Here is a 16,000-nt window from a genome sequence, read left to right as displayed (position 1 = left end):
CCAGTATCCGTGACGCCGGTCCGCGCGGACCGCAGGCGGAGGACCGGATCGGAAACGGATCGGGAACGGACCGCGGTCGGGCCGCCGCCCGGTCACCGCCGGCTCAGGACGGGACGGCCGCCGGCTCCGCCGCCGGAGCGGGCGCGGGCCGGGTCCGCCGCTCCTTCCGCTCCTCCCGCAGCCGCTGGCTGATCACCTGCGAGATGCCGTCGCCCTTCATGGTCACCCCGTACAGCGCGTCGGCGGACTCCATGGTCAGCTTCTGGTGGGTGATCACGATGAGCTGGGAACTCTCCCGCAGCTCCTCCATGATCCCGATCAGCCGGCGCAGGTTGGTCTCGTCCAGCGCCGCCTCGACCTCGTCCATCACGTAGAACGGGCTGGGCCTGGCCTTGAAGATCGAGACCAGCAGCGCCACCGCGGTGAGCGAGCGCTCCCCGCCGGAGAGCAGCGAGAGCCGCTTGACCTTCTTCCCGGGCGGGCGGGCCTCCACCTCGACCCCGGTGGTGAGCATGGAGTCGGGGTCGGTCAGCACCAGCCGTCCCTCGCCGCCCGGGAACAGCCGGGAGAACACGCCCTCGAACTGCGCGGCGGTGTCGTGGAAGGCGGCGGTGAACAGCTGCTCGACCCGCTGGTCGACGTCCTTGACGATGTCGAGCAGGTCGCGCCGACCGCGCTTGAGATCGTCGAGCTGCTCGCCGAGGAACCGGTGGCGCTCCTCCAGGGCGGAGAACTCCTCCAGTGCCAGCGGGTTGACCTTGCCCAGCTGCTGGTACGCCCGCTCGGCCGCGCGCAGCCGCTTCTCCTGCTCGGCCCGGACGTACGGACGGGGCTCGCCCGGCTCCTGCCCCTCCTCCGGGGTGGAGGGCGGGACCGGTCGGTCGGGCCCATAGGAGTCCAGCAGTTCGCCGCCCTCGATGCCGAACTCCTCCAGCGCGCGGCTCTCCAACTGCTCGATCCGCAGCCGCTTCTCCGCCCGCAGCACCTCGTCGCGGTGCCCGGCGTCGACCAACTTGTCCAGCTCGTCCTTGAGTTCGCGGCCGTGCTCGCGGTGCTCCCGGAGCTCCGCCTCGCGCGCCGCCCTGGCCTGCTCGATCGCGGCCCGTTCGGCGTCCGCCCGGGCCAGCGACACCTCCAGGCAGGCGAGCAGCTGCCGGGCGCCCTCGGCGACCGCGACGGCCACGGCGGCGTCCTGCTCGGCCCGTCGGCGGCGTTCGGCGGCCCGGGCGCGTGCCTCGCGCTCGGCGCGGGCGGCCCGGTCCAGCTGATCGGCCCGCCCGGCCAGGGCGCGGACCCGCTCCTCGTGGGTACGCACCGCGAGCCGGGCCTCGAGTTCGGTCGCCCGGGCCGAGGTGGCGGCCCCGGCCAGCCGCTGCTGCTCGGCGGCGTCCGGCTCGTCCTCCCCGTCGGCGGCCGTCTCCTCGGCCACCGCCAGTCGTTCGGCCAGCTCCTCGGCGGTGATGAGCAGCCGGTCCAGGCCCTCCTCGGCGCGGTCGGCCGCGGCGGTCAGCCGTTCGGCCTCGCCTGCGGCGGCCCTGGACTGTCCGCCGAGCCGGCCGAGGGTGCCCGCCACTTCGGCCCGCCGGCGTTCCAGCTGCCGCCGCCGGACGGCGAGTTGCTCCACGGCGGCGGCCGACTCCCGTCGCCGTTCGGTGAGTTCGGCCAGCCGTTCGGCCGACTCGGCGCAGCGGACGTCGAGTTCGGCGATGCTCCGGGCGGCCTCGTCCACCGCCGCCCGGGTCTCCAGCAGACTGGGCGCGGCGCCGGATCCACCGTGGGCGAAGGCGGCGCCGAGCCGGTCGCCCTCGGCGGTGACGGCGCTCAGCCCGGGGTGCTCGGCGACCAGCCGGAGCGCCCGGTCGAGCGTGTCCACCACGACGGTCCCGGCCAGCAGGAGGCCGACGGCGGGCAGCAGTTCGGGCGGCCCGTCGACCAGGTCCACGGCCCAGCGGGCGCCCGGCGGCAGCTCCCCCGCCGGGGCCTCGGGCCGCGGGGCGCCGGCGACCAGCAGCGCGGCCCGGCCGGCGTCCTGCTCGCGCAGCAGCCGCAGCGCCCCGGCGGCAGCGCCGGGCGAGTCGACGGCCACCGCGTCGGCGGCGGCGCCGAGCGCGGCCGCGACGGCGGTCTCGTGGCCGGGGGTGATCCTCAGCAGTCCGGCGGCCGACCCGAGCAGTCCGCCGAGCCGGTCCCCGGCGGCGAGCAGCGCGCCGCTGCCGTCCTTGCGGCGCAGGCCGAGCGCCAGCGCGTCGTGCCGGGCGGTCAGCGCGGCCCGCTCGCGCTCGGCGACGGCGGCCGCCTCGCGGGCCGCGGCGAGCTCCCGCTCGACGGCGGCGAGCAGTTCCCCGGCGTCCTCGTGCGCGGTGTCGGCCCGTTCGCCGTCCTCGGTCTCGGCGTCGACCCTGGCCTTCAGTTCCTCGTACTCCTCGCGGGCGGCCCCGGCACGTTGCAGCGCCTCGTCCCGGGCCTCGGCGAGCCGGCCGATCTCGGCCTCGGCGGCGGCGGCCTTGGACCGGGCGGCGGCGGCCTGGCCCTGGAGCCGGGCCAGGCCCTCGCGGCGGTCGGCGATGGCCCGGGCGGCGTCCTTGAGCCGGCGTTCCTCGGCGACGAGGGCGCGTTCCAGCTCGGCCTTGGTGTCGACCGCCTCGTCCAGCGCCTCCTGGGCCTGTTCCAGGGCCTCGGCCAGCGCGGCCTCCTCCTCCCTGACCCGTTCGGCCTCGCGCTCCAGCTCCTCCGGGTCCCGGCCGCGCCGCTCCTCGGACTGCCCGTCGGCGGCCGCGTGCCGGGCCTTCGCCCCGGCCAGTCCGACGGTGCCGCGGGTGCGTTCGGCGAGGGCGGAGAGCCGGTACCAGGTCTGCCGGGCCGCCTCCAGGCCGGGGCCGAGCTGCTGGACCTGTGCCTCCAGCACGGCCTCGCGCTGGATCGCCCGGCCGAGTTCCTGCTCGACGGTGGAGCGGCGCAGCCGCAGGGCCAGTTCGTCGGCGATCTCCGCCTCGACGGCCCGGCGCAGGCCGAGCAGGTCGTCGGCGAGCAGTCGCAGCCGGGCGTCGCGCAGGTCGGCCTGGATCCCGGCGGCCCGGCGGGCGATCCGGGCCTGTCGGCCGAGCGGGCCGAGCTGGCGCCGGAGTTCGGCCACCAGGTCCTGGACCCGGTTGAGGTTGACCTGCATGGCGTCGAGCTTCCGCAGCGCCTTCTCCTTGCGCTTGCGGTGCTTGAGGACGCCGGCCGCCTCCTCGATGAAGGCGCGCCGGCCCATCGGGTCGGCCTGGAGGACGGAGTCGAGCCGGCCCTGCCCGACGATGACGTGCATCTCGCGGCCGATGCCGGAGTCGGAGAGCAGTTCCTGGATGTCCAGCAGCCGGCAGGTGTCGCCGTTGAGCGCGTACTCGCTGCCGCCGTTGCGGAACATCGTCCGGGTGATGGTCACTTCGGCGTACTCGATCGGCAGGGCGCCGTCGGTGTTGTCGATGGTGAGGCTGACCTCGGCCCGGCCGAGCGGGGCGCGCCCGCTGGTGCCGGCGAAGATGACGTCCTCCATCTTGCCGCCGCGCAGCGACTTGGCGCCCTGCTCGCCCATCACCCAGGAGAGCGCGTCGACGACGTTGGACTTGCCGGAGCCGTTCGGCCCGACCACGCAGGTGATGCCGGGCTCGAAGCGCAGGGTGGTGGCGGAGGCGAAGGACTTGAACCCGCGCAGCGTCAGACTCTTCAGGTGCACGCGCCGCTCTCCTCGCCCCTCGCTCGCGGACCCTGGCCGGGGCCCTGCGGCGACTGTATCCGCCTCCCCCACCGGGACCTGCGGCGATCGCGGCCGGACACGACGAAGGGACGCCACACGGGGCGTCCCTTGCAAGCTGCGTCCCTTTCGGGGCGGCTCGGTGCACAGCGGCGTCGATCGGGGATCGGGCGGAACTCAGGTGAGAGCCGGCTCCCGCTGATCCAGATCGATGCTGTTGAGCAACGAGTGCTCGTCGGCGACAGCGGTGAGTGCGTCGTTCACAGCCTGCATCCTGATGAGCTCGGCTTCGAGATCCTGGACGCGCTGCTGCAGCCGTCGCATCTCGGAGAGCATTCGCGGGTCGGGGCCGCCGACGTACCCGAGAAGCGCCTTTGCCATGATGAATGGTCCTCCACGCTGAGTGACCGAACCGGAACGGTACAGGTCTAGGGGGAAGGGGGACGCACGCGCGGCGTGCACCGGCAGTGCTGGCTGGGCACTACGGCACAACCACCGTGAGCTGGGCCCACGGGGGCATGCACCTACCGGAATAACGCGGTCGTGTGCGCGGGTTTCCAGCGTCTCACCAAAGACGGTACGGGTCAACACGATCACCGCACGCTACCGCGCCCCTGTCACCTGCCTGGCGGTGTCGTCACGCCCGGCGGCTCCGAAGGGGGGTCCACCACATGCTCGTGGATCATCGTTCGATGCGGAGTCAACCACGAGTCTGCCCGGATGGCAACCGTACGACACCGCCGGTTGACGATCGTTTTCGATCGACCGGCCCGGGCCCCGTCCGAGGCGGGTTCTCAGCGGATCTCGAAGGTCCCGTACCCGGGTCCGACGGCGGTCCAGATCTCGGTCACCCCGCTGACCCGGCCCGGTGTGTCCGGGCCCCTGAGCAGCGCGAGCAGCTGCTCGCAGTCCGGGGCGAGGCCCTCCGCCACCACCTGCACCCGGCCGTCGCCGAGGTTGCTCGCGTAGCCGGTCAGGCCGATCTCCAGCGCCCGCGCCCTGGTCCACCAGCGGAAGCCGACCTGCTGCACCTTGCCGCGTACCCAGGCGGTGACGCGGACCGGCTCGTCACTGTGGGCGTCGCGACCGTGCATGCCCCCGACCCTATCCGCCGCGGCGGCGGCCCGCGTCACGGCGGAGCCGGTACGACGACGCCGCCCCCGGCCGGTCGTGGGACCGGCCGGGGGCGGCGGGATCGGGCGGGCGGGACGGCCGGGTCAGAAGCCCCCGCCGAAGTCGCCGCCGCCACCGAAGTCGCCACCGCCACCGCCGAAGTCCCCGCCACCGCCGTCGAAGCCGCCGCCGAAGTCGGAGGAGTCGAAGTCGGCACCGGACTGGTCCCCGCCCTCGTAGCCGGAGCCGGCGTCCGCCGGGCCGTACGCGTAGGCCGGGGTGGCCATCATCGAGCCGAGCATGGTGCCGACCAGCAGGCCCGGCAGCAGACCGCCGCCGCCGAAGCCCCCGAAGTAGCCGCCGGCCCAGGGGCCGTACGCCGGGCCCGCGTTCCAGTACGGCTGCGGGCCGTGCTCGGTCGGCACGGTCCGGATGTCCGGGTCCTGCCCGGCCGCCAGCCGGTCCGCGTCCGCCCGGCAGACCGGGACGGCGCGGGCGGCGCCGCCCGCCGGGGCCCAGTCGGCGTCCTTGACCGACGGGCCGTGCCGGGGGTCGAAGAAGCACGGGGGACGCCGCTCGGGCAGCGGGTGCCCGTCCCGCCGGGCGGCCAGGGTGGCCAGCGCGAACCGGCCGTCCTCCAGCGCCTCGGCGACCGGCTTGACGTCCTCCGGTCCCTTGGCCTGGTCCATCAGCAGTTTGGCCCGCTCGTAGGAGTCCAGGGCGTGGGTGTAGTCGCCGCGCTGCACCTCGTCGGCGTCCGGCGCGGACGGCACGAAGTCCAGCCGGTCCAGCTCCTCGCCGTAGGCGGTGATGTCCTCGTCCACCACCCGGCGGACCTGGGCGAGCTCGGCCCGGCGCTGCTCCTCCTTGCGCCGCTTGGAGCGGCGGAACAGCAGGAAGACCCCGGTGCCGGCCAGCGCCAGCAGGGCCAGCGGGACGGCGATCGCGGCGGCCGAGACCCCGCCCGCCGTGCTGTTCACACCGTGCCCCTTGACCTGCGGGGCCGCGGTGTCCACGAAGTCGTTGAGGGTGGCGTCGATGTCGCCGGGGTGCGCGCGGAAGGACGCGCCGGCGATCCGCTGGGCGCTCGCAGTGGGCAGCGCCTCCTTGTCCGAGCGGGCCTGGAACTGGTCGCCGCGCCAGATCGCGTAGGTGCCGGTGATGCCGACCTTGGTACGCAGGTCGTCGAAGACGGTCGAGGCGCCGTACGGGTCGGCCGCGGGGACCACCGCCACGAAGATCGGCTTGTCGGCCTTACGGATCTTCTCGGTCAGCGCGTCGGCCTGGCCCTGGCCGAACCGGCCCGCCATCGCCGGGTCGACGTACACCCGGCCCTGCTTGAGCGCGGCGGCCGCGTCGTCGAGACCGCCCGCCGCCGAGGCGGCCGGCGCCAGCAGGAGCAGCAGCCCGAGCAGCGCCGCCACCAGGGCCAGCGGCCCGGCGCCCCGGGAACGTCGTCGAGCAAGGGTTCTCATGCCACCGACGCTACCGCGACCGGTCCCCCGGCAGGGCATACCGGCCGGGTACGGAGCGGACCGCGACCCCCACCGTCCGCCGGGGTCGGTCCCCTTCCACGGGATGATCTTTCCTCCGGCCGCCCGGAACCGCGGTCCGGGCGGGAACCCGGCCACCGGCCCGGTCGTACCTCCCGGCGTGTCCCGGCGGGCGCGGAGCCCGTCCCCGGGCGTCCCGGCCGTACCGCGCGACCAGGCATAGTGGTGGCCGAACGGTCACCCGTGCCCCCGACCGTCCTGTCCCGTCCCTCCTGATCGGAGCACGTGTGATCATCGGCCTCGTCACCGCTGTGGCGGCCTCCGCCTGCTACGGCACCGGTTCGGTCCTGCAGGCCGTGGGATCCCGGCGCTCCGCCCGCGAGGAGGCCGCCAAGGGCGGCGACTCCGCCGGCACCACCGCGCACGGCGGGCCCAGCCTGTCCTCCACCGCCAAGGCCGCCGTGACCTGGGAGTTCATCCTCGGCACGGTGCTGGACTTCATCGGCTTCGGACTCGGCGCGCTGGCCGCCCGGCTGCTGCCGCTGTTCCTCTCCCAGACCATCATCAGCGCCAACCTGGTGATCACCGCGGTGCTGTCGATCAAGCTGCTCGGGATCCGGCTCAAGCAGCTGGAGTGGGCCTCGATCGGCGTGCTCTGCTCGGCGCTCGTCCTGCTCGCCGTCTCGGCCGGCCCGGAGGGCGGGCACCACGCCGAGATGTCCTTCCACTGGTGGCTGCTGGTCATCACCACCGTGCTGCTGGTGGGCGGCGGACTGCTGGTGCGCCGGATGGGAGCCAACGGCGCGATCGTGGCCGGTCTGCTCTCCGGCCTCGGCTTCGGCGCGCTCGGCGTCGGTGTGCGGATCCTGAACGGCGTCCAGCCCTTCGACCTCGGCAGCCTGCTCTCCGACCCGGCGCTGTACGCGATCCTGGTCGGCGGCATCGGCGGCATGTACGTGCACACCGTGGCCCTGCAGATCGGCTCGGTGAACGGCGCCACGGCCGCCCTGGTGGTCGGTGAGACGGTGCTGCCGGGCGCGGTGGGCGTGCTGTGGCTCGGCGACTCCACCAAGGCCGGGCTGGGCTGGCTCGGCGTGGCCGGCTTCGTGCTGGCGGTGGTCTCGGCGGTCGGTGTCGCCTACTTCGGCCAGGACACCCACGGCGGCCTGCCCGACGGCGAAGCGGCCCACCCCGAACTCGCCGACCGCTGACGCCGGGGCCTGAACGGGCGCCGGGGGCGGCGGTGCCTCGCCCCGCCGCCCCTTCCGGCCCCTTCAGGCCCGCTCAGCCCCCGTCGCGCACCCGCGGAACCCGCTGGCAGCGGGGGCAGAAGTAGCTGGACCGGTTCATCCAGGCGGCCCGCCGGATCGCGGTGCCGCAGCGGCGGCAGGGCTCGTCCTCCCGGCCGTAGGCGTCCAGGTCCCGGGAGAAGTAGCCGCTCTCGCCGTTCACATTGACGTACAGGCTGTCGAAGCTGGTGCCGCCGACCGCCAGCGCCGCCGTCATCACCTCACGGGCGTTCGCCAGCAGCAGCGCCGCCTGCGGCCGGGTGAGCGTCGCGGACGGCCGGTCGTAGTGCAGCCGGGAGCGCCACAGCGCCTCGTCCGCGTAGATGTTGCCGACCCCGCTGATCAGCGTCTGGTCCAGCAGCGCCCGCTTGACCGTGGTGCGCCGGGCACGCAGCGCCGCGACGAAGACGGCGTCGTCGAACCGGGCGTCGAGCGGGTCGCGGGCGATGTGCGCGATGGAGACCGGGGTGCCCTCGGGATCGCCGTCCTCGGCCTCCTCGACCGCCAGCCCGCCGAAGGTCCGCTGGTCGACGAAGCGCAGCTCGCGCCCGCCGTCGGTGAACCGCAGCCGGACCCGCAGATGCTTCTCGTCCGGCACGGCCGGGTCCTGGACGAGCAGTTGGCCGCTCATGCCGAGGTGGCCGATCATCGAGAAGCCCTGGCCCCGCCCGGCCAGCGGCACCCAGAGGTACTTGCCGCGGCGCTGCGCGGCGCCGAACGTCGTGCCGGTGAGCCGGGCCGCGAAGTCCGCCGCACCCGCCGACTGGCGGCGGACCGCGCGCGGGTGCAGGACGTCGACGCCGGCGACCGTCCGCCCGGCGACCCAGTTCGCCAGACCTCGGCGGACGACCTCGACCTCGGGAAGTTCGGGCACGGGAACACGCCTCCTGCGGAACGGACTGGGCTCTGCAGGAGGAAGGCTACTGCGTGCTCAGGCGCCGCTCGGCAGCCGGTCGGCGTGCTTCTCCTTGATCGCGCGCCAGGCGCTCTCGGCGGCCTTCTGCTCGGCTTCCTTCTTCGAGCGGCCGACGCCGCTGCCGAAGTCCTCGCCGGCCACCCGGGCCGCCGCGGTGAAAGTCTTCTCGTGGTCCGGACCGGACTCCTCGACCACGTACTCGGGCACTCCGATGCCCACCGAGGCGGTGAGCTCCTGGAGGCTGGTCTTCCAGTCCAGGCCCGCGCCCAGCTGAGAGGATTCCTCGATCAGCGGGTCGAACAGGCGGTGGACGAACTCGGTGGCGGCGTCCAGACCCTGGTCCAGGTAGACCGCGCCGATGACCGCCTCGACCGTGTCGGCGAGGATCGACGACTTGTCGCGGCCGCCGGTGCCCTCCTCGCCCTTGCCGAGCCGGATGAACACACCGAGGTCCAGACCCCGGCCGACATCGGCGAGCGCGCGCGAGTTGACCACCGCGGCGCGCAGCTTGGCGAGCGTGCCCTCGGGAACGTCCGGGTGGACGCGGTAGAGGGTGTCGGTCACCACCAGGCCCAGCACCGAGTCGCCGAGGAACTCCAGGCGCTCGTTGGTGGGCAGGCCACCGTTCTCGTACGCGTACGAGCGGTGGGTCAGGGCACGCACCAGAAGGGCGCGCTCGAGCGTGTACCCGAGGCGCCCTTCCAGGACGTCGTATTCGGTCGAAGCCGGCCCGCCGGCCTTACCACCGCCCGAAGGGGCCTTCGGTGCGCTGGTCGCCTTGCGGGAAGAGTTACTGTCCGACATCGATCCGTACACCCCGCCGATCAGACCGAGAGGACCTGGCGACGGTTGTACGTGCCGCAGCTGGGGCACGCGATGTGGCCCAGCTTCGGCTCGTGGCAGCGGTCGCACGCCACGAGGGCCGGGACAACGGCCTTCCAGTTGGAACGGCGGTGGCGCGTGTTGCTGCGCGACATCTTCCGCTTCGGAACAGCCACGGCTACTTCTCCTGGTTCTCGGCGAGACCCTCACGGGTACCGCTGTTCTTGGTTCCGTCACCCTCGTCGCCGGGGGCGGCGGAGAGTCCCTGCAGAGCCGCCCACCGGGGGTCGGCGGCATCGTGGTGGTGCGCCGGGTCGTCGCTCAGGCGCGCCCCGCATTCGGAGCACAGGCCCAGGCAGTCTTCCTGGCACACCGGCTGCAGCGGCAGTGCGAGCACCACCGCGTCACGCAGCACCGGCTGGAGGTCGAAGAAATCGCCCTCCAGGCGGTAAGTCTCGTCTTCCGAGTCCTCGTCGAGGTCCTCGGCCCCGGAGGTCCGGGCGCGGTGGCGCTCGTCGGACTCCGGGTAGTAGTACAGCTCCTGGAAGTCCACGTCGAGGTCGAACTCGACGGGCTCCAGGCACCGGACGCACTCGCCCTCGACCACGGTCCCGGCGGTGCCGGTGACCAGCACGCCCTCGACCACGGACTCCAGGCGGAGCTCCAGCTCGATCTCGCTCTTCTCCGGAACACCGATCACATCGATGATCCCCAGGCCCTCGGGGGCCTCCAGGGTGCGGGACACCTTGCGCAGCGCACCCGGACGACGGCCCAGCTCGTGCGTGTCGAACACGAGGGGGTCGCGGTGGTCGAGGCGGTTCAAGATGTCCTGACTTCCTGAGGGGGATCTGGTGCGCGGCGCTGCTCTTCGGGCGGTTCGCGGGCAGACCTGCGGCCCGACACGGAGAGGCCGGAGTGGTCAGACTACCCGAGTCTCCCGCCAGGCCCAACTTCGCTCCCGGCCGCGGGGCCGGGAGCGGGGAGCGCGCCCGTCCTACCGGCCGCCGAGCTCCCGCAGCCGGGTCATGTCGATCATGCTGGTGTCGAAGAAGCTGGTCTCGTCCAGTCCGGCCTGGTTCTGCTGCGGCACCGGCGCCGGCGGGTTGGCCGGCTGCTGCGGGTAGTCGTAGCCGCCCCCGCCGTACTGCTGCTGCTGCTGCTGCTGCTGTTGCTGCTGCTCGTAGCCCTGCTGCTGCGCCGGGTAGCCGTAGCCGGCCTGCTGGCCGTCGGAGTAGCCCTGCTGCTGCTGCTGGTACCCGCCGGTCTCCGGGCCCTGGTGGCCCCACTGGCCGCCGTAGGGGTCCGCTCCCTGGCCGGCGGCCGGGTCGAAGCCGCCGCCGTACACCTCGGCGTACTGGGCGCCGCCCTGCTGGGCCACCGCGTACTGGTCCGCGCCGGGCGCCTGCCAGCCGGCCGCGGCCGGGGTCTGCTCCGGCCAGGTCTGCTGCTGCGGCACCTCCTCGCGGTACCAGGCCAGCTCGCTGCCGTCCGAGTCCGCGGCGAAGCCGGCCGCGACCGCCTCGGCGCGCTCCTTGGCCTGCTGCGCCTCGTCGGCGGCGGCCAGGTAGGCGCCCAGCTCGTCGATCGGGCGCTTGCCGAGCAGCTTGTCGCGGCCCTTGCCGACCGCCTCCAGGGTCGCGCTGAGCACGTTCTCCAGGGTGGCGAGCTTCACATCGACGTACTCGTCGACCTCGGGGCTGGGGCTGATCCGCTGCGGCCGGAACTCCTCGCCGTCGGTCTCGGCCTCGTACTCGACCTCGAAGACGCTGCCGTCGCCGCGCAGCTTGGTGCGGCCGCGGCCGACCGCGCCGAGCGTCTTGGTGAGCACGACCTCGAAGTTGGCCAGCTTGCTGTCCACGTAGTCGTCGGCCTCGGTGCGCTTGGTGTCGACCTCGGCGCGGGCCTCGGCGAGGATCCGGTCCGCCTCGGCCTGGGCGCGCCGGACCACCTCGGTGTCGGAGATCAGCGAACCGCGCTCGGCGTGCGCGCCCTGGATGATCCGGTCGGCCTCGGCGTGGGCGCCGGCGACCATCGAGTCGTGGTCGGCCACCACCGAACGGGCCTGGGCCAGCTCGGCCGGCAGGGCCGACCTGAGGTCCTGGAGCAGGCTGATCAGCTCGGCACGGTTCACCACGCAGGAGGCCGACATGGGCATCGAGCGGGCGTTCTCGACGGCCGCCACGATCTCGTCGACCTTGTTCTGCACGTCCACGGGGATTCGTCTTTCCGTGTGCCGCCGAGGTCCGGCGGAGGCAGCGCCCGGCGCGGTGGACGTCACCGCAGGGCAGGAATACAGACTGTACGGCCAGCGCCGGGCGAGCTCACAACGCCCGGACCGGGCCGCTCCGCCAGCTGCCCGGCATACCGTGACGAACCGGCAGAAACGGACGGGCGGTCACCGTGGACCGGCCGCCGCCCGCCCTCCTCCGGACCGCTCCCTACTGCTGGGCCCGCCGCTCGGCGATCCGCTCGACCAGCCGGCGGTGCACCGTCTCCGGCAGCAGGTGCGAGACGTCGCCGCCGTAGGAGGCGACCTCCTTCACCAGGGTCGAGGAGAGGAAGCTGTACGTCGGCGAGGTCGGCACGAAGAGCGTCTCGACACCGGTCAGGCCGTGGTTCATCTGCGCCATCTGCAGCTCGTAGTCGAAGTCGCTGACCGCGCGCAGGCCCTTGACGATGGCCGGGATGTCCCGCTCCCGGCAGAAGTCCACCAGCAGGCCGAGGTGCGACTCGACCACGATGTTCCCGTACTGGGCGGTGGTCTCCTCGATCAGCGCGATGCGCTCCTCGATGGTGAACATGCCCTGCTTGTTCCGGTTGATCGCGACCGCGACGTGCACCACGTCGTACAGCTTCGAGGCCCGCTCGATGATGTCGAGGTGACCGTTGGTGATCGGGTCGAAGGACCCGGGGCAGACGGCGCGGCGCATGGCGTGTGTGCTCCCTCGTGGGGTGACGTGATTGCTGCGGGCCCCGGGCCCGTTAGGGGTGGTCGCGGGGCTCGTCGGCGGCGCGACCGTACCAGAGCGTGCCCTCGCCGTAGCGACGGGAGCGCAGCTCCTCGAAGCCCTCCGGCCAGCCGAACGCACCACCGCGGGTGCTGCGCTCCACGGTGACGAGTACGTCCTCCGCGAGCCAGCCCCCGGCCGACAGTGTGATCAGCATCTCCCGGACCTCGTCGTCGGTCACCACGTACGGCGGGTCGAGGAAGACCAGGTCGTAGGGCTCCTCCGGGGCCGGCCCGGCGACGACCTTCTCGGCCCTGGCCGCCTGCACCAGCGCACCCGGCAGGCCGACCGTCCGGACGTTCTCCCGGATCACCCGGGCCGCCTGGGCGTCCGCCTCGACCAGCAGTACGTGTGCCGCCCCGCGCGAGAGCGCCTCCAGGCCGACCGCGCCCGATCCGCCGAACAGGTCCAGCATCCGGGCGCCGTGCAGGGTGCCGCGCAGCGCCTCCAGAGTGGAGAACATCGCCTCGCGGGCCTTGTCGGAGGTCGGTCGGGTGCCCCGACCGGGCGGTACGGCCAGTCGGCGGCCGCCGGCCGCCCCGGCGATCACGCGGGTCATGGTGGTGGAGGGTCCTTTCGTCGCTGCCCGACCACGCTATCCCGATCACCGCCCTCCGCTCACGCCGAAGGGGCGCCCGCACGGGACGCCCCTCCGGTGCCACCCCCCGGTCGGGTCAGCTCGCCTCGGAGCCCGCCGCCCGGTCCGGGGCCGCCGCGCCGAGCAGCGAGGGCGAGGCGTAGCGGGACCAGGACAGGCAGCCGTCGGGCGGGCAGTACTCGGGACGGCGCGGGTCGTGGCCGAGCTCGCGGAGCTTGGTGCGGACGGAGTCGGGCGTGCGGCCGAAGCGGGCGGCGATCCGGGCGACCGTCTCGCTCTCGTGGAAGCGCCGGACCAGCTCCTCCTCGTGCTGCGGCACCCAGGGGGCGCCGTGGCCGGGGTAGAGCTCGCGCAGCACGTCGCGGTCGGGGATCGGCTCGGAGACGTCGGCGACGATCGCCAGGGCCCGGAGCGCGCGGTTGAGGGCGATCCGCAGCGAGGCGACGTCCTCGACCGGGAGCCGCAGCTTGCCGGAGGCGAGCGGGGTGGCGGCGGCCCCCTCGCGCCAGCCGGCCAGGGTGAGGGTGACCTCGCGGTCGTCGTCGCTGGCGAGTTCGATCCGGAAGACCTTGTCGCCCAGCGGGAGCTCGTTGAGATGACGGAATGCCATTGGCTAAACCCCCAAGTGTCGTGCCGGGAACGCACCTTGGGGGTGCGTCCCGAACACCTTCATTCTCTCCCGGGGGTCTGACAATCGGGCCCGGCCGAGGGCCCGGCGGGCAGGTCCGGCGGGCAGGTCCGGCGGATGGCCCGGCCGGCCCTGCCCGTGCCCGTCAGCCCTTCTCCATGTAGGCCGCGCGGTCCTCGTCCAGCAGGCTGGCCAGGGCCGTGCGCAGGTCCGGATGCTCGGTGAGTTCCGGGTCCTCGGCGACCAGCCGGGTGGCCTCGGCCCGGGCGGTCACGATGACCTCCTCGTCCTCCAGCACCGAGAGCACCTTGAGCGAGGACTTCACCCCGGACTGCGCCTGGCCCAGCACATCGCCCTCGCGGCGCTGCTCGAGGTCGATCCGGGACAACCGGAAGCCGTCCAGGGTCTCCGCCACCGCGTCCAGCCGGGCCCGGGCGGGACTGGCCGCCGGCATGTCGGTGACCAGCAGGCAGAGCCCGGGGGCGGAGCCCCGCCCGACCCGGCCGCGCAGCTGGTGCAGCTGGGAGACGCCGAACCGGTCCGCGTCCATGATCACCATCGCGGTGGAGTTCGGCACGTTCACCCCGACCTCGATCACCGTGGTGGCGACCAGGACGTCCACCTCGCCGGCGGCGAACCGGCGCATCACCTCGTCCTTGGCCTCCGGCGCCAGGCGGCCGTGCAGGATCTCCACCCGCAGCCCGGCCAGCGGGCCCGCCACCAGCTTCGCGGTGGTCTCCACCACGGACAGCGGGGGCCGCCGGTCGCCGTCGGCCGCCGCGCCCTCGTCCGGCGCGTCGTCGAGCAGTTCCTCCAAGTCCTCCGCCGGACGCCGCCTGCGCTTCGCGCCCTTGGCCGGCTCCGGCTCCTCGTCGCCGATCCGCGGGCAGACCACGTACGCCTGGTGGCCCTTGGCCACCTCCTCGCGCACCCGCTCCCAGGCCCGGGTCAGGAAGTTGGGCTTCTCCACGGCCGGCACCACATGGGTGGAGATGGGCGAGCGCCCGGCCGGCAGCTGGTCCAGGACCGAGGTCTCCAAGTCCCCGAAGACGGTCATCGCGACCGTGCGCGGGATCGGGGTGGCCGTCATCACCAGCAGGTGCGGCGGCTGCTCGCCCTTGGCCCGCAGCGCGTCCCGCTGCTCGACGCCGAACCGGTGCTGCTCGTCGACCACGACCAGGCCGAGGTCCTGGAACTGCACCTTGTCCTCGATCAGGGCATGGGTGCCGATCGCGATGCCGGCGTCCCCGCAGGCCATGTCGAGCAGCGCCTGCCGCCGGGCCGGCACGCCCATCGACCCGGTGAGCAGCGCCACCCGGGTGCCCAGGTCGGAGCCGCCGAGCAGACCGCCCTCGGCGAGGTCGCCCATCATCTCGACGATCGACCGGTGGTGCTGCTGGGCCAGCACCTCGGTGGGCGCGAGCAGCACCGCCTGCCCGCCCGCGTCGACCACGGCCAGCATGGCCCGCAGCGCCACGAGGGTCTTCCCGGAGCCGACCTCGCCCTGGAGCAGGCGGTGCATGGGGTGCTCGGTCGCCAGGTCGGCGGCGATCTCGGCGGAGACCTTCTGCTGGCCCTCGGTGAGGGTGAACGGCAGCCGGGCGTCGAAGGCGTCCAGCAGGCCGCCGGGGCGGGCCGCGCGGGGCTTGGCGGGCAGGGCGGAGTCGGCGGCCCGGCGCCGGGCGAGGGCGACCTGGAGGACGAAGGCCTCGTCCCAGCGGAGCCGGTCCTGGGCGCGCTCGCGGTCGGCCTGGCTGCGCGGGCGGTGGATCAGTTCGAGCGCCTCGGGCAGCGCGATCAGGCCGTGCCGGTCGCGGAGTTCGGCGGGCAGCGGCTCGCCGACGTCGGACACGTGCTTGGTGAGCGCCGTCTCCACGCAGAGCGCGAGCTTCCAGCTGGGCATCTGGGCGCTGGCCGGGTAGACCGGGATCAGCCGGCCGGCGAACCGGGCGGCGGCGCCGTCGCCGTCCGTCTCGTCGAGCAGCTGGTAGTCCGGGGAGGCCAGCTGGCGGGCCCGGTTGAACACCCCGACCTTGCCCGCGAACAGGCCCTGGGTGCCCGGCCGCAGCTCCTTCTGCCGCCAGCCCTGGTTGAAGAAGACCAGGGTGAGGCGGCTGCGGCCGTCGGTGACCACCACCTCCAGCCGGTCGCCCTTGCGGCCGCGGAACGGGATCAGGGTGACCTTGTCGATCCGCGCCAGCACGGTGACGTGCTCGTCGACCTCCAGCTCGTCCAGGCTGGTGAGCTGGCCCCGCTCGACGTAGCGGCGCGGATAGTGGTGCAGCAGGTCCCCGACCGTGCGCAGCTTGAGACTGTCGGCGAGCACCTTGGCGGTCCGGTCGCCGACGAGCTTGGTCAGTGGTTCATCGAGAGCGCCCATCAGGCCCCTGTCTACACCAC

At 73.8% G+C, this 16,000-nt stretch carries 14 protein-coding genes; 1 reads left to right on the top strand and 13 read right to left on the bottom strand.

Annotated elements, in window-relative coordinates; genetic code table 11:
• Positions 1–103: 103 nt before the first annotated feature.
• The 4 genes from smc to IF01_RS49085 all read right to left on the bottom strand — a co-directional run bounded on the left by smc (position 104) and on the right by IF01_RS49085 (position 6,321).
• Positions 104–3,715: a chromosome segregation protein SMC gene (gene smc / locus IF01_RS0130030; protein WP_051756494.1), complete on the bottom strand. Its 3,612-nt coding sequence runs from the start codon at positions 3,713–3,715 to the stop codon at positions 104–106.
• A gap of 195 nt (positions 3,716–3,910) precedes the next feature.
• Positions 3,911–4,114, bottom strand: coding sequence for a hypothetical protein (locus IF01_RS0130025; RefSeq protein ID WP_030396724.1), 204 nt, complete (start codon positions 4,112–4,114; stop codon positions 3,911–3,913).
• A 413-nt stretch (positions 4,115–4,527) separates the two neighbouring features.
• Positions 4,528–4,827, bottom strand: a complete 300-nt coding sequence (locus IF01_RS0130020; RefSeq protein ID WP_030396723.1) for an acylphosphatase — start codon at positions 4,825–4,827, stop codon at positions 4,528–4,530.
• A 123-nt stretch (positions 4,828–4,950) separates the two neighbouring features.
• A complete protein-coding gene (locus IF01_RS49085) occupies positions 4,951–6,321 on the bottom strand; it encodes a hypothetical protein (protein WP_030396722.1) in 1,371 nt (456 codons plus the stop codon).
• Positions 6,322–6,626: 305 nt separating this feature from the next.
• Between IF01_RS49085 and IF01_RS0130010 the strand changes: the two genes are divergently transcribed.
• Positions 6,627–7,550 carry a DMT family protein gene (locus IF01_RS0130010; RefSeq protein ID WP_030396721.1) on the top strand — a complete coding sequence of 308 codons (924 nt, stop codon included), beginning with the start codon at positions 6,627–6,629 and terminating at the stop codon, positions 7,548–7,550.
• A 73-nt stretch (positions 7,551–7,623) separates the two neighbouring features.
• On the opposite strand, the gene mutM is transcribed toward IF01_RS0130010, so the two are convergent.
• From mutM to recG, 9 genes are all read right to left on the bottom strand, one after another.
• On the bottom strand, positions 7,624–8,502 hold the full coding sequence (gene mutM / locus IF01_RS0130005; RefSeq protein ID WP_030396720.1) for a bifunctional DNA-formamidopyrimidine glycosylase/DNA-(apurinic or apyrimidinic site) lyase: 879 nt from the start codon (positions 8,500–8,502) through the stop codon (positions 7,624–7,626).
• Between the two features lie 57 nt (positions 8,503–8,559).
• Positions 8,560–9,348, bottom strand: a complete 789-nt coding sequence (gene rnc, locus IF01_RS0130000) for a ribonuclease III (protein WP_030396719.1) — start codon at positions 9,346–9,348, stop codon at positions 8,560–8,562.
• A gap of 20 nt (positions 9,349–9,368) precedes the next feature.
• Positions 9,369–9,542: a 50S ribosomal protein L32 gene (gene rpmF, locus IF01_RS0129995; protein ID WP_030056747.1), complete on the bottom strand. Its 174-nt coding sequence runs from the start codon at positions 9,540–9,542 to the stop codon at positions 9,369–9,371.
• A gap of 2 nt (positions 9,543–9,544) precedes the next feature.
• The gene (locus IF01_RS0129990; RefSeq protein WP_030396718.1) at positions 9,545–10,189 is read right to left on the bottom strand and encodes a YceD family protein; all 645 of its coding nucleotides are present in this window, start codon (positions 10,187–10,189) and stop codon (positions 9,545–9,547) included.
• A gap of 171 nt (positions 10,190–10,360) precedes the next feature.
• Complete coding sequence (locus IF01_RS0129985) at positions 10,361–11,578, bottom strand: F0F1 ATP synthase subunit B family protein (RefSeq protein WP_030396717.1); 1,218 nt, start codon at positions 11,576–11,578, stop codon at positions 10,361–10,363.
• 226 nt (positions 11,579–11,804) lie between these two features.
• Positions 11,805–12,296, bottom strand: coding sequence for a pantetheine-phosphate adenylyltransferase (coaD, locus tag IF01_RS0129980; RefSeq protein WP_030396716.1), 492 nt, complete (start codon positions 12,294–12,296; stop codon positions 11,805–11,807).
• 52 nt (positions 12,297–12,348) lie between these two features.
• The gene (gene rsmD, locus IF01_RS0129975) at positions 12,349–12,933 is read right to left on the bottom strand and encodes a 16S rRNA (guanine(966)-N(2))-methyltransferase RsmD (RefSeq protein ID WP_030396715.1); all 585 of its coding nucleotides are present in this window, start codon (positions 12,931–12,933) and stop codon (positions 12,349–12,351) included.
• 115 nt (positions 12,934–13,048) lie between these two features.
• Positions 13,049–13,582 carry a hypothetical protein gene (locus tag IF01_RS0129970; RefSeq protein WP_030396714.1) on the bottom strand — a complete coding sequence of 178 codons (534 nt, stop codon included), beginning with the start codon at positions 13,580–13,582 and terminating at the stop codon, positions 13,049–13,051.
• Between the two features lie 163 nt (positions 13,583–13,745).
• Entirely contained in the window at positions 13,746–15,980 is a 2,235-nt protein-coding gene (recG, locus tag IF01_RS0129965; RefSeq protein ID WP_030396713.1) for an ATP-dependent DNA helicase RecG, read from the bottom strand.
• Positions 15,981–16,000 lie beyond the last annotated feature (20 nt).

Origin of the sequence: Kitasatospora purpeofusca, from assembly GCF_000718025.1 — a bacterium.
Taxonomy (GTDB): Bacteria; Actinomycetota; Actinomycetes; order Streptomycetales; family Streptomycetaceae; genus Kitasatospora; species Kitasatospora purpeofusca.
This window is presented reverse-complemented; position numbering and strand designations above follow the sequence as displayed.

What these genes read in the sequence shown, in the direction of transcription:
- coaD (WP_030396716.1), bottom strand. Translation starts at nt 12,296, where the DNA reads ATGCGCCGCGCCGTCTGCCCCGGGTCCTTCGACCCGATCACCAACGGT.
- rnc (WP_030396719.1), bottom strand. Translation starts at nt 9,348, where the DNA reads ATGTCGGACAGTAACTCTTCCCGCAAGGCGACCAGCGCACCGAAGGCC.
- IF01_RS0130025 (WP_030396724.1), bottom strand. Translation starts at nt 4,114, where the DNA reads ATGGCAAAGGCGCTTCTCGGGTACGTCGGCGGCCCCGACCCGCGAATG.
- rsmD (WP_030396715.1), bottom strand. Translation starts at nt 12,933, where the DNA reads ATGACCCGCGTGATCGCCGGGGCGGCCGGCGGCCGCCGACTGGCCGTA.
- IF01_RS0129970 (WP_030396714.1), bottom strand. Translation starts at nt 13,582, where the DNA reads ATGGCATTCCGTCATCTCAACGAGCTCCCGCTGGGCGACAAGGTCTTC.
- IF01_RS49085 (WP_030396722.1), bottom strand. Translation starts at nt 6,321, where the DNA reads ATGAGAACCCTTGCTCGACGACGTTCCCGGGGCGCCGGGCCGCTGGCC.
- recG (WP_030396713.1), bottom strand. Translation starts at nt 15,980, where the DNA reads ATGGGCGCTCTCGATGAACCACTGACCAAGCTCGTCGGCGACCGGACC.
- IF01_RS0130020 (WP_030396723.1), bottom strand. Translation starts at nt 4,827, where the DNA reads ATGCACGGTCGCGACGCCCACAGTGACGAGCCGGTCCGCGTCACCGCC.